Origin of the sequence: Pseudomonas sp. LG1E9 (assembly GCF_003290225.1) — a bacterium.
GTDB lineage: Bacteria > Pseudomonadota > Gammaproteobacteria > Pseudomonadales > Pseudomonadaceae > Aquipseudomonas > Aquipseudomonas cyclaminis.
Map to the genome: position 1 here is coordinate 1,379,795 of NZ_CP029983.1, position 13,190 is coordinate 1,392,984.

Sequence of the window (13,190 nt, forward strand, 5' to 3'; positions counted from 1 at the left end):
TGCGCAGCCCAGCGCGGGACAAGCCCGCTCACCACAGAGTTATGTATAAGCCTTTGAGAGTTGTGTAGATACCTATGCCTATCGGGGGCAAGTCGCACCGCCCCTCCCACATTGGATTTGCAGCATCAGTGAAATCAGGTCCTATCAGATGCCGTAGCGCTTGCTGGCATCAACCGCCAGCGCCACGTGTGGCGATGGTGTGGTGCGTCTGTCGACTCGTCCAGACCTGTTAGATCTGACAGTAGACCGAGTGTGCGTTTAATGGTCTGCTCCTAATGCGAATATCTTTCGAAAGGAGCTTTGCCATGTCTTTGCAGACCGTAGATGCCGACAGCTTTAAACGGAGTGTGCTGGAGGCCTCGATCCCGGTGATCGTGTTATTCAGTGATATCAGCAAGAACAGTTCAAAAAAAATGATCGCCAGTTTGGAAGCTGCCGCTGAGGATCACGGTGCCGCTCTCCTGGTTTTGAACAAGGCGTTCGAAAAGGACGGAAGCATCGAAAAGAACCCGGATTATGATGTCCAGTCCGCACCCACCACGCTGCTTTTCAAGGACGGCAAACTGGTGCGCACGGTCGTCGGGTTTTATAACTACTCAGATGTCTTCAAAGCTTGGGTCGATGAGCTGGCCAATGGATAAGCCGCGCTGAATCGCCTCGTGTTGCCACGAGGCGATTGTTTTACTACATCGCGCCGTACCGCTTGCTCGCCTCAATCGCCAACCCGCTACCAATGCTGCCAAAGATATTGCCTTCCACATGCCGCGCATTCGGCAGCATCGCCGAGATGCTGTGGCGCAGGGCCGGGATGCCGCTGGAACCGCCGGTGAAGAACACCGTGTCGACCTGCGCTACATCCACCGAAGCATCGGTCAGCAACTGAGTCACGCTGTTACGCACGCGCTCCAGCAGCCCGTCGATGGCCGACTCGAACAGTGCGCGGCTCAGGTCCACGCTCAACCCAGGTTCAACCCGATCCAGCGCCACGTGGCGGCTGTCTTCATGGGTGAGTTGGATCTTGGTCTCTTCCACTTCCATGGCCAGCCAGTGCCCGGCGCGCTGTTCGATCAGCTTGAACAGGCGGTCGATGCCGCCGGTGTCTTCGATGTCGTAGCGCATGCTGCTCAGGGCCAGCTGGGATTTTTGTGAGTACACCGAGTTGATGGTGTGCCAGGTGGCCAGGTTCATGTGGTGGCTGGTAGGCATGTAGGCGCCGCTTTTCATGCGGCTGCCGTAGCCGAACAGCGGCATCATGCCGGCCAGCGAGAGCTGTTTGTCGAAGTCGGTACCGCCGATGTGCACGCCGCCGGTGGCGAGGATGTCGTCCTGGCGGTTGTCGTTGTGGCGGCGGTCCGGGGAAAGGCGTACCAGCGAGAAGTCGGACGTACCACCGCCGATGTCGACGATCAGTACCAGCTCTTCTTTCTCGATGGTGGATTCATAGTCGAACGCGGCGGCGATCGGTTCGTATTGGAAGGAAATATCCTTGAAACCGATTTTGCGCGCCACGTCCACCAGGGTGTTTTCCGCTTCCTGGTCGGCCATCGGGTCGTCATCGACAAAAAACACCGGGCGGCCCAGCACCACTTCTTCGAACTCGCGGCCGGCGGTGGCTTCGGCGCGGCTCTTGAGCTGGCCGATAAACAGCGCCAGCAGGTCGGTAAACGGCATCGCCGTGCCCAATACGCTGGTGTCGTGCTTGATCAGCTTGGAACCCAGCAGGCTCTTGAGCGAGCGCATCAGGCGGCCTTCGTAGTTCTCCAGGTATTCGTGCAGCGCCAGGCGACCGTACACCGGGCGGCGCTCCTCGAAGTTGAAAAAGACCACTGACGGCAATGTGATCTTGTCGTCCTCCAGCGCGATCAGCGTCTCCTCGCCGGGGCGGATCCAGCCGACGGTGGAGTTGGACGTGCCGAAGTCGATGCCGCAGGCACGGGCTGGGGATGCGTTTTTCATGTCTCACAGGTTCCGGGCAAAAAACGGCCGCGCAGTGTATGCCACTGGCGCGCGGATGCGTAGACCGGTGATCCGTAAATCCACCGGCATTCGCGCTACATAGCTACGTCTTGAACCTGCCGGGGTTTGGCTAGGCTGCGGTTTTACCGCTCACGGATGAACCGCTATGCCTGATGCAACCTTTACCGCCGACCTGCGCGGCGTGCACTACGACTTCCTCAAACAACGCGTGCCAAGCTGGTTCCTGGATGGCACGACCCAGCGCCAGGAAGAGCTGGGCCAGCACGAGATGGACATTCCGTCCTGGTACCTGGCCGCGACTCACCAAGACAAAACCACCCTGGCCGAGCAGCACACACGTTTTCGCGAAACCCTCAATTCAATCGAAGAGCATCTTGGCCAGATCGACGACATCCTGGCGTTCGCCGAGCAGCCGCTCAAGGACGCAATCAAAAAGCAGTTCAACCTGGAGTTGGATGTACGCAATGTGTTCCTCGTGCGCAAATACGCCTACAAAGGTGCTCGCGATGATTTCTACGGGGCCTTTGTTTTTGAACAGCAAAACGACCCCAGCCTGACCTACACCTACCGTGGTACATCCCTGCTGGAAGCGGCTCTGGCCAATTTCGAGGCCGATGAAGAACAACCTTCGCCGTGCACCGATTGCCAACTCATTACCCGCTGGAATCCCGAGAACCCCCACATCATTGCGACATTCGCCGCCGTCAGCGCCGACGCGGTGGCGATCAAGCCTCATGAATTTGCCAAACTGTGCCGCTCCCTGGACCTCGGCGCGCAATACCAGAAGCACATCAAGGTGGTGGTCGAACCCGACGCCGCCCAAGAGCGCGAGGCGCTGGAGCAATTGCTTGAGGAGCATCAACGCCAGCAACTGGCGCTGAGCATCGAGATCGCCCGGTTGCAGTTAAACGGCGCGTTGAGCGCCGATGCCTACCAGATGCTCAAACAGGTGGTGGCCGGTTCCGGCACGCCGAAGCTGACGGGCAAGCCGGTCACCTACGCCGCGCTCAAGGTACTGGACAGTGTGCTGGTGGGGCCGCTGCTGATCGGGCCCGACCGTGAACGTTCGGACCGTACCGAGCGCCTGGTGGTTTACATACCCGGCGACCCGCAACAGCCGGTCAAGGAGTACGCCTCGAGTGGCGAGTTCATGGTCGACCTGCGTATGCGCTTGCACAGCGCATCCTATCGACGCTTTTTCAGCCGCTTTGTGCCAGTGCGCGAGCAAGGCGATTTTTTCGCGCGTTTCAACCGGTTGTACCAGCCCGCCGATAATGGCAACGGCGGGACGGATTATCCGCTGCGTACGCCGTTGGTTCATTTGCCCATGGACGGCTTCCTGCTCAGTGGTGACCTCTGGCAGCTCAGTCGCCAGGCGCATATCAGCAAGATCTTGAGTGATGCGCGGGCCGTGGCCGTACCTACCGAGGACGAGGGCCGTAAGGCGCGGCTGGAGCGTCTGGAAAGCTTTTTCGACGCCGCTGTCAGCGTGTTCAACCTGGCGGCCTTCGTGGTGCCAGGGTTGGGGCCGATCATGCTGGCCGTGGGCGCGTCGCAGATGTGCTACGAAGTCTTTGAAGGGATAGAGGCCTATGGGCAAGGCGAGCCGCGGCAAATGTGGGCGCATTTTGCGTCGGTGGCGTTGAACGTGGCGTTTATTGCCACCGGCGCCAAGGTGTTGCCAGCCGTCAAATGGCAAAGCGCGGTGGAGCATCTCAAACCTGTGACGATGCCGTCCGGCAAGCAGGTGCTGTGGAACCCTGACCTGGCGCCCTACGAATCGCCTGTCAAACCGGCGCCCGAGGCCAAGGCCAACGCGCTGGGCCTGTACGAGCATGACGGGCAGCAACTGGTGGCATTCGAGGACGCCCATTATCAGGTCAAGCAAGACCCCCTCACCGGCGATTACCGCATCCAGCACCCGACCCGCTCCGGCGCTTATACCCCAGAGCTGGAGCACAACCACAACGGGGTATGGAGCCATGAGCTGGAAGAACCGCTGACCTGGGATGAACCGACCTTGCTCAAGCGCCTGGGGCTTGGCGATCAGGCGGACCCGTTGCGCATCAGCGGTGTTGACACCGACGTGCTGCGCCAGGCCGCAGTCCATCACGAGCCGTTGCCGTGGTTGCTGGAAGACACGCTCAAACGCTTCGAACTGCACCAGCAGCTCACCACCTTTGCCGAGCGCATCAGAAGCAGCGATCCCTTGGTGTACTCGAAAGCCGAACCCAAGCTGCAATTTGACCTGCTTCAACGCCGCGGCCTGTTGCCTGACAACGTGGCGCTGAAAGTCATCGGCCCCCGGGGCGAGGTGCTCTGGGAGACACCCGATGCCCCGGCTTCAGCCAGCAAGCGCGTGATGGTGGTGACCGAAAGCGCCATGGCCCGGGGCGGTTTGCTACGGGAGTTGTTGTATACGTTGCAGGGTGTCGACCCGCTGCTCAAGGCGTTTCCCGGCAGCCCCGAGGAGTCGCTGGAGGTGCGCGCCGGCAAGCTGCGCCACTATCTCGGCGATGCCGTTGACAGCCTCAAGGGGCCGTTGCTGGAGCAACGCTACCAAGCGCTGAACCCGGCGGCCGATGCCGATGTACAACGTCTGCTGGATGCCTACCCGGCCTTGCCCACACCGGTCGCTGAGCGTGTGCTGCAACAGGCGACGACCGATCAGTTGCAGGCCTTTCGCAGCACCCGTCGCTTGCCCGAGCCCCTGGCCACGCAAGCCCGATGGTGTGCCCAGGAAACCCGGGTGGCCCGTGCCTACGAAGGGTTGCACCTGGACACCCAGGCGCACCTCGATAGCCAGCGCCTGGCCTTGCGCACCCTGGAAACCCTGCCGGGCTGGCACCGGGGTTCGCGCATCGAGCTGCGTCAGTATTCGGCTGAAGGCACGGTGCTGGATGCCATCGGCTCGCCTGACTTTGCGCATAAACGCACACTGGTGCTGCTGGAAAGCGGCGACTTCCAAGCCTCCATGCCCGGCGATTTCTACAGCGCTATCTGGGAACAATTGGCGCTCGCTGAACGCCAGCGCCTGGGCTTGAACAGTGCCGTTGAGCTCAAGCAGGCGATTCAACGCAGCCCGTTACCGCGAGAACCGTTGCGCACGGTGCTGGAGGAGAATCCGTTGCGCAAGCCTGACTACGACCCGATGGCCAGGCTGTTGGGCGGCGCGCCTGGGGTGCGCCAGTTGTTAAGGACGGCGGGGAATGTGCTTCGCTCCCCGGCGGAGCGGGTACGGCGGTTGTTTCCAACCTTCAGCGACGAGCAGGTCACGGCGTTCATTGAATCGCTGGGTGAAGACGTGCGGGGCGAGTTGAGCCGCCGTGAGTTGGAGTACCGCACCCTGAAGAAAACCTTGAAGGTCTGGGCGCAAGCAAGAGGGCCGCAGGCCCTGAACCCTCATAGCGTTGAGTGGCGTGTGAGCGAAGAGATCAAACGCTGCTGGCGCCGTGAGACCGGGAGCCAGTTGCACATTCGCGTGCCCAGGGACAGCTTCTATCGGGTGGATATACCCGCCATAAAAGGAGGCTTCGACCATGTCCGGGAATTGGTGTTGTCGAATGTTACATGGGGTGGAGATTCCACTGCGTTGTTCCTCGAAAACTTTACCGAGTTGAACAGCTTGAGCATCACCGGGGCCGAAATGACCGAGCTGCCTGCGGTGATTGGCGACATGAAGCAGCTCACGTCGTTGAAGCTGAACGCCAATGGCTTGCAGTTGACCGAACACAGCGCTGGACTGTTAAGCGATCTCAATGCGCTGCAAGTGCTCGACCTTTCGAGTAACCCATTGGGCGTAACGCCAGACTTCAGTGGCATGCCCCATTTGAGAGAGCTGAATCTGTATTGGACGCGCATCGAGCGTTGGCCCTCGGGGTTGAGAGAACAGGCCGGGCTGGAGCGTCTCGACCTGCGTCAAAACCGTCTGCAACAGGTACCGCAGGACAACCTGGTGCCGCCCGCGGATCAATTGGAAACCGTGGTACGGATCAACAATGTCACCTTGCTCGAGAATAATCGCTTCCCCCCTGATTACTGGAAAACCTTCGATAAGTACTGGCAGGACCTGGCCCGGTCTCGACCCGACCTGTTGCAAGGGGCATTGGAGGGCGCTTTCGATAGTAAAAATCCGCGTATCGATAAGGTGCAGTACATGTACCCCGAGTACTCCGTGCAGAAGGCCAGGGCGCTTATCTGGTCCTGGGGGGAAGGGGCCGAGGCGCAGCTGAACCGCCTCTGGCAAGAGCATTCTGTGCTGCTCAAGCAGTTGAACGAATGGGCATTCTCAGGCGGTGGTGAGCGCCAGCGCTATGTGCGTGTCGGCGAGCGTGCCAATGACGCGGGGTCTTTGCGTGACCGCCGCGAGGCCTGGGACCGCATCTTGCGCTGCTGGAGGCAAGAAACCCCGCAACAGCTCACCAATGATGGCGAACCTTTCGGCCTGGAGTTGAACCTCAGTGATCTGAACCTGCCGAGCCTGCCTGACCTGGACGCGGATTTCAGCCATGTGGGTTCGCTCAACCTGAGCAATATGAACCTTCGAACCTCGCCGGAAGGGTTCCTCGCGCGTTTTCGCGGGTTGCGCTGGCTCGACTTGTCGAATAACCAGTTGCGTGAGTTACCGCCGGCGGTCGGGCAGATGCATGGCTTGACCCGCTTGTCCCTGCAAAACAACCGGATCCGCCTGACTGCCGACTCGGCGGCGATACTCTCGTCACGCATCAGCGCCTACGGCGACCGGCTCTCCGCCACCGAGCGAGCAGCCAATCGATTGGTCGCCAGCGTGACGAGTGCGGTGGATGGCCCGGTGGTGTTGCATGGCGCGGATGCTCCGTTTCGGCGCTGGTCCACGGGCTCTTCCACTGAGCAGTTGGCGCAGCGCCGGCTCCAGTGGTCCACCCTGCGTGCGTTGCCGGGTTCGGACGGCTTCTTTGAAGTGCTCCGGGACCTGGAAATAGCGCCTGCCGGGCGTGAGGACTTGCAGCGCCGGATCTGGGAAGTGATCGATGGCATCACGCAAAACAGCAATGAGTCCGAGCAGTTGCGCAAGGAGATGTTCGAGTGGGCGGGGCGGGCGGCCTGCTGTGACCGCGCGGCCTTGACCTTCAGCAACCTGGAGATCCTGCTGACGACCTACAACGCCAAGGCACTTGCCTTGGACTCGACCCAGGGTGCGGCCCTGCTGAAGCTGTCCAAGGGGCTGTTCCGTCTCGATGAGCTGGAAAAGATCGCCTTGGAGGATATCGACCAGCGCAGGGCCGCGATCAACGTGCGTGAAGGCTTGACCCCCGCCCAACGAGAGAGCGCCTTGAGGGCCGTGGAAGAGGTGGAGGTGCGCATGGCGTATCGTCATGGGCTCAAGGATCGCCTTGAATTGCCCGGCCAACCGCAGCAGGCCCGGTTTGTCCAGTTCGGCAATGTGAGCCAGGCCATGCTTGATGCGGCCTGCCAACGGGTGCTCAGCCTGGATAACTCCTCCCAGGAGTTGCAAGCCATGCTCGCCAGAGACTTCTGGAAAGACTATGTGGCGAATAAATACCGTACGCAGTTTGAAGCACAGAACGAACCCCATCACGAACAAATGGAAGCCTTGCAGCGCGACTTCGATGCCGGGACGCTGCCCCGTGCAACCTACGACACCAAGGTCAAGGCATTGCAGGCGCAGTTCGAGATTGAGGAAGCACAATTGATCGAACGCTTGAGCCGCGATGAAGTGGTGCAGGCGCTGGTGCCGACAGCGAGCCTTGAAGTGTTGGTGGACAGCGATGGCAACGGCTTGCAACTGTCCCAGGCACAAGCCGTCGACTTCAATGGCAAGCGCTACTTCGTGGCAAGCATGCCCGATGCGGGTGATGGCGAGCATTACGTGTTATGGGTACAAGCGGCGGATAACCCCTTGCGGTTGACCAGCAGCGCAATCGTCGCCAAGCCTGACGTCAATGGTGTGTGGCGGCGTCGAGGCCTGGCGGGCGGAATGGTGCAGCCGGGGTCTGACGATGAGTTTGTCGACGCGTCGGAATCCATGCCGGTCAAGCCCTATACAGCGGCAGAACTCAGTTACATGCGCCGGGAAGTGCACTTTGCGGCCAACCCTAATCCGGTCGGCAGTTACATCCGCGCCAACAACGGCAAGTACCCACTCAGGGATTACCAGGGCAGGCCGATCCGTATCCGAACCCTGCAGAGGCAAGTGGCCTTGGAATCCGACACGCAATACACCTCCGCGCAGGTCAAACCCTACATCCAGTTCGAAGGGTATGAGCACGTCGGTGCACGCTATGAAGCGCAACTGCAACTGCGCACGTTCACGGCGCAGGATGTGAAAGTGCCTGGTGAAAAGGCGTTGATCGGCCAGTCCATGGTGGTGGCCAACCGGCGTATCGCCAAAGGGGAAATCGTCGGTGTATACGGCGGCACCGTACTGCCGTCGGGGATCTTCGGCCAGGGCGGCCAGACCTACACCATGAAGGTGGGCAGCCAGAGGGTCGCCGAGGGTAACGTTTTGAAGGAGGTGCCGATTCATTTGTCGGGGGACAATATTCTGTCGCGAATAAACACCCACTTTGAATATGACGAAAACGGCAAGCCGCTGCGCCAGGCGCCAGGTGGGTATAACGTCGAGACAGTGGGGTTTGATGTTGAGGCCGACATGTGGCTGGGCGTGGGGCCAGGGGCGCAGATAAAGCGCAAGCCGTTCATCCTCAACACCCTTTTTGCCATTGAAGATATCGCCGCGGGCACCGAACTGCGAATGGACTACCAATACACCGAGGGGATGATAAAAAGGCTGTTCGCTTGATCCTGCTCAGGTCGGTAACCCGTCCGTCGTCGAAAATAGCGGTATTGCATCTTGAAAGACCGCGTTTTGCCCCAATCTTGTGGGCATATCCAGGCGGTACACAGCCATTGCATTGAACCTGTGTGCCGCCGCTCAACTTATGACGCGCCCTGACATCAATTCCCAGGCTGCCAGCCATGGTGTGCCGTGTGGCGGGCTGCGCGATATCGATAACGGATGGTGATGCCCCCATGGATTTCAAAGACTATTACAAGATTCTCGGTGTCGAGCCGACGGCTGACGACAAGGAGATCAAGTCGGCTTATCGCAAGCTGGCGCGTAAATATCACCCGGACGTCAGCAAGGAAAAGGATGCCGAATCCAAGTTCAAGGATGCGTCCGAGGCCTATGAAGCCCTGAAAAGTGCCGACAAACGCGCCGAATACGATGAACTGCGCAAATACGGCCAGCATGGCCAGCCGTTCCAGGGGCCGCCGGGCTGGCAGAGCCGTGGCGGCTTTGGTGGCGGCCAGGACGCGGGCGACTTCTCGGACTTTTTCAGTTCGATCTTCGGCTCGCGCGGCGATGCGTTTGGTGGCGGCCAGCGCCGACCCACAGGGCGTAAAGGCCAGGACGTGGAGATGCAACTGTCGGTGTTCCTGGAAGAGACGCTGTCCACCGAGTCCAAGCAGGTCACCTTCCAGGTGCCGCAATATGACGCTTCGGGCCGGCACGTCAGCAACACCACCAAGAGCCTGAACGTGAAGATCCCTGCCGGCGTGGCCGACGGTGAGCGCATCCGCCTCAAAGGCCAGGGCGCGCCGGGGATTGGCGGCGGGGCCAATGGTGACCTGTACTTGATCATCAAGTTTGCGCCGCACCCCAAGTTTGAAGTGGAAGGCGAAAACCTGGTGATCACCTTGCCCCTGGCTCCATGGGAGTTGGCGTTGGGGGCGGAAGTGACCGTGCCGACCCTTACCGGCAAGATCAACCTCAAGGTGCCGGCCGGCAGCCAGAACGGCCAGCGCATGCGCGCCAGGGGTCATGGCTTGCTGAACAAGGCCGGCGAACGTGGCTTCCTGTACGTGCAGCTCAAGGCCGTGATGCCCAAGCAGGCTGACAACGAGACCATCGCGCTGTGGCAGGCGCTGGCCAAGCAAGCCAACTTCAACCCACGCGAGAACTTCTGAATCACTGTGGTGAGGGAGCAAATTCCCTCACCACAGCAGGTCGAGTCAGAACAAGAAGTAACGCTGCGCCATCGGCAGTACGTCAGCCGGTTCACACCACAGCAACACCCCATCGGCCTTGACCTGATACGTCTGCGGGTCCACTTCGATGTCCGGCAGGTAATCGTTGTGGATCAGGTCGGTTTTCTGCACCTCGCGACACCCCTTGACCACCGCAATCTGCTTTTTCAAACCCAAGGCTTCCGGTAACCCGGCTTCCAATGCTGCCTGGCTGATAAAGGTCAGGCTGGTGGCGTGCAGTGAGCTGCCGAAACTGGCGAACATCGGGCGGTAGTGCACCGGCTGCGGGGTCGGGATTGACGCATTGGCGTCGCCCATCAGGCTCGACGCAATCGCGCCGCCCTTGAGGATCAGCGTCGGCTTGATGCCGAAAAACGCCGGGCGCCACAGCACCAGGTCAGCCCATTTACCCACCTCGATGGAACCGACGATATGGCTGATGCCATGGGTGATCGCCGGGTTGATGGTGTACTTGGCGATGTACCTTTTGGCGCGGAAGTTGTCGTTGCCGGGGCCATCGCCGGGCAAGGCGCCGCGCTGTTTTTTCATCTTGTCGGCGGTCTGCCACGTGCGCGTGATCACTTCGCCGACGCGGCCCATGGCCTGGCTGTCGGAGCTGATCATCGAGAACGCGCCGAGGTCGTGCAGGATGTCTTCGGCGGCGATGGTCTCGCGGCGGATGCGGCTTTCGGCGAAGGCCACGTCTTCGGCAATGCTCGGGTCCAGGTGATGGCAGACCATCAACATGTCCAGGTGTTCGTCGATGGTGTTACGGGTGAATGGCCGCGTCGGGTTGGTGGAGCTGGGCAGCACGTTGGGGAAACCGCAGGCCTTGATGATGTCTGGCGCGTGACCACCTCCGGCACCCTCGGTGTGGTAGGTGTGAATGGTGCGGCCTTTGAGTGCGGCGAGGGTGGTTTCGACGAAGCCGGACTCGTTGAGTGTGTCGCTGTGGATGGCTACCTGAACGTCATATTGGTCAGCGACGCTCAGGCAGTTGTCGATGCTGGCAGGCGTGGTGCCCCAGTCTTCGTGCAGCTTCAAACCGATAGCGCCGGCCTTGACCTGCTCGATCAGCGGCTCGGGCAAACTGGCGTTGCCCTTGCCGGTAAAGCCGATGTTCATCGGGAACGAATCGCTGGCTTGCAGCATGCGCGCCAGGTGCCACGGGCCCGACGTGCAGGTGGTGGCGTTGGTGCCGGTGGCCGGCCCGGTGCCGCCGCCGATCATGGTGGTGACGCCGCTGGTCAGCGCTTCTTCGATCTGTTGCGGGCAAATGAAGTGCACATGGCTGTCGATGCCGCCCGCAGTAAGGATCATGCCTTCACCGGCGATCACTTCGGTGCTGGCGCCGATGGCCATGGTCACGCCGGGCTGGATGTCCGGGTTGCCGGCTTTGCCAATCGCGTGGATGCGGCCATTCTTCAAGCCGACGTCGGCCTTGACGATGCCCCAGTGGTCGATGATCAGTGCGTTGGTGATCAGCGTGTCGACCACTTCATGGGCGAGCAATTGGCTCTGGCCCTGGCCGTCACGGATCACCTTGCCACCGCCGAATTTGACTTCTTCGCCGTAGACGGTGAAGTCCTGCTCGACTTCGACGAACAGCTCGGTGTCGGCCAGGCGCACCTTGTCACCGACGGTGGGGCCGTACATGTCGGCGTAGGCTTGGCGGCTGATTTTCATGTGTGGTTGCCCTGGAAAAATTATGTTGAATGTGACACCGCTATCGGGGGCAAGCCCCCTCCCACACTTGAATGCGTTCACAAATCAAAGGTGGGAGGGGCGGTGCGACGATTCGACTTGCCCCCGATGAGGCCCTAAAGGTCGCCCATGATCCGCCCGGCAAACCCAAATACCCGCCGCCCGCCGCTCAAATCCACCAGCTCCACCTCACGGCTTTGCCCCGGCTCAAAGCGCACCGCAGTCCCCGCCGGAATATTCAGGCGCATGCCTCGGCTCAACGCACGGTCAAACGTCAGCGCGTCGTTGGTCTCGAAAAAATGATAATGCGAGCCCACCTGGATCGGCCGGTCGCCGCTGTTGGCCACGCTCAGGGTGACGGTGCGGCGGCCGACGTTGAGTTCGATCTCGCCGGGCTGGATCTGATATTCACCAGGAATCATGCAGGTTGCCCCAGGGTCTTGAAGTAGATGGCGGTCGGGCTGTAGCGCCCGTCCGGGCTTTGGCAGTAATCGGGCAGTTCACCGATCTTGGTGTAGCGCAACGCCTGGTAGAAGGCTTCGGCCCCGGAGCCGGCTTCAGTGTCCAGGTACAGCAGGCCGCGCTTGTGCTGGCGTGCGGCAAGTTCCAGGGTGTGCATCAGTTGCTGGCCCAGGCCATGGCGCCGCGCGCGGCTGTGCACCAGCAGTTTTTGCACCTCGGCGCGGTTCAGGCCGTTGGCTTTCTGGCATAGCGCCAACTGCACGCTGGCCTGCACCTGTTCGTCGCGCACCACCACCCATAGCAACAGGCTGGCGTCTTCGATGCTCGCCTGAACGCCGTGCAGATATTCGCGGGCCTGGGCCTCATCGAAGTCGGCCATGAAGCCCACCGACGCGCCGTGCTTGACCGCATCCAGCAACAGCTCAATCAGGCCCTCGCGGTAATGGGCAAAACTTTCTGCATTGACTCGACGCAGTTGCGCAGCGCTCATCGATCTCACTCCTTGGGCGGCTCGGCGCCCGGGTTCAAGGCCAGTTGCATAAAGGTCAGGTCGAGCCAACGCCCGAACTTGATACCCACCTGCGGCATCTGCCCGGTGGTGACGAACCCCAGGCGTTCATGCAGACGGATCGAGGCCTGGTTGCCGCTTTCGATGGCGGCGACCATCACGTACTTGCCGCCGCTGCGCGCACGTTCGATCAAGGCTTCCATCAGGCGCGGGCCAAGGCCTTTGCCGCGCTGGTCGTTACGCACATACACCGAGTGCTCGACGCTGTAGCGAAAGCCTTCGAACGGTCGCCAGTCGCCGAACGAGGCGTAGCCGGTGACTTCATCATGCTCGACCGACACCAGGATCGGGTACGCCTGGGCCTGGCGTGCGTTAAACCACGCCAAGCGGTTGGCCAGGTCGACCGGTTGTTCGTTCCAGATCGCCGTGGTGTTGCGCACCGCGTCGTTGTAGATAGCGCGGATCGCTGGCAGGTCGCTTTCAATCGCATCACGAATCATGGCCGCGC

General features: G+C 60.9%; 8 protein-coding genes. 3 read left to right on the forward strand and 5 right to left on the reverse strand.

The window, feature by feature from the left end:
• The first annotated feature begins 305 nt into the window (after positions 1–305).
• Entirely contained in the window at positions 306–641 is a 336-nt protein-coding gene (locus DNK50_RS06485) for a co-chaperone YbbN (RefSeq protein ID WP_162633362.1), read from the forward strand.
• Positions 642–684: 43 nt separating this feature from the next.
• Here DNK50_RS06485 and DNK50_RS06490 read toward each other — a convergent pair whose 3' ends face one another.
• Positions 685–1,956, reverse strand: a complete 1,272-nt coding sequence (locus DNK50_RS06490; RefSeq protein WP_112193173.1) for an Hsp70 family protein — start codon at positions 1,954–1,956, stop codon at positions 685–687.
• A 166-nt stretch (positions 1,957–2,122) separates the two neighbouring features.
• On the opposite strand from DNK50_RS06490, the gene DNK50_RS06495 reads away from it, so the two are divergent.
• Both DNK50_RS06495 and DNK50_RS06500 read left to right on the forward strand, forming a co-directional pair.
• On the forward strand, positions 2,123–8,779 hold the full coding sequence (locus DNK50_RS06495; RefSeq protein WP_112193175.1) for a dermonecrotic toxin domain-containing protein: 6,657 nt from the start codon (positions 2,123–2,125) through the stop codon (positions 8,777–8,779).
• Between the two features lie 230 nt (positions 8,780–9,009).
• Positions 9,010–9,948 (forward strand): DnaJ C-terminal domain-containing protein, encoded by a 939-nt coding sequence (locus DNK50_RS06500; RefSeq protein ID WP_099583634.1) that lies wholly within the window; start codon positions 9,010–9,012, stop codon positions 9,946–9,948.
• 45 nt (positions 9,949–9,993) lie between these two features.
• Here DNK50_RS06500 and ureC read toward each other — a convergent pair whose 3' ends face one another.
• From ureC to DNK50_RS06520, 4 genes are all read right to left on the reverse strand, one after another.
• The gene (gene ureC, locus DNK50_RS06505; RefSeq protein ID WP_099583633.1) at positions 9,994–11,694 is read right to left on the reverse strand and encodes an urease subunit alpha; all 1,701 of its coding nucleotides are present in this window, start codon (positions 11,692–11,694) and stop codon (positions 9,994–9,996) included.
• A 134-nt stretch (positions 11,695–11,828) separates the two neighbouring features.
• The gene (locus tag DNK50_RS06510) at positions 11,829–12,134 is read right to left on the reverse strand and encodes an urease subunit beta (RefSeq protein WP_065947146.1); all 306 of its coding nucleotides are present in this window, start codon (positions 12,132–12,134) and stop codon (positions 11,829–11,831) included.
• Positions 12,131–12,664, reverse strand: a complete 534-nt coding sequence (locus DNK50_RS06515) for an N-acetyltransferase (RefSeq protein WP_112193177.1) — start codon at positions 12,662–12,664, stop codon at positions 12,131–12,133. Before DNK50_RS06515 ends, DNK50_RS06510 begins: the two co-directional genes overlap by 4 nt.
• A gap of 5 nt (positions 12,665–12,669) precedes the next feature.
• Complete coding sequence (locus DNK50_RS06520) at positions 12,670–13,182, reverse strand: GNAT family N-acetyltransferase (RefSeq protein ID WP_099583630.1); 513 nt, start codon at positions 13,180–13,182, stop codon at positions 12,670–12,672.
• Positions 13,183–13,190 lie beyond the last annotated feature (8 nt).

Excerpts from the sequence above, each read along its gene's own strand:
- DNK50_RS06490 (WP_112193173.1), bottom strand. The coding sequence starts at position 1,956 with ATGAAAAACGCATCCCCAGCCCGTGCCTGCGGCATCGACTTCGGCACG.
- DNK50_RS06520 (WP_099583630.1), bottom strand. The coding sequence starts at position 13,182 with ATGATTCGTGATGCGATTGAAAGCGACCTGCCAGCGATCCGCGCTATC.
- DNK50_RS06495 (WP_112193175.1), top strand. The coding sequence starts at position 2,123 with ATGCCTGATGCAACCTTTACCGCCGACCTGCGCGGCGTGCACTACGAC.
- DNK50_RS06510 (WP_065947146.1), bottom strand. The coding sequence starts at position 12,134 with ATGATTCCTGGTGAATATCAGATCCAGCCCGGCGAGATCGAACTCAAC.
- DNK50_RS06500 (WP_099583634.1), top strand. The coding sequence starts at position 9,010 with ATGGATTTCAAAGACTATTACAAGATTCTCGGTGTCGAGCCGACGGCT.
- DNK50_RS06485 (WP_162633362.1), top strand. The coding sequence starts at position 306 with ATGTCTTTGCAGACCGTAGATGCCGACAGCTTTAAACGGAGTGTGCTG.
- ureC (WP_099583633.1), bottom strand. The coding sequence starts at position 11,694 with ATGAAAATCAGCCGCCAAGCCTACGCCGACATGTACGGCCCCACCGTC.
- DNK50_RS06515 (WP_112193177.1), bottom strand. The coding sequence starts at position 12,664 with ATGAGCGCTGCGCAACTGCGTCGAGTCAATGCAGAAAGTTTTGCCCAT.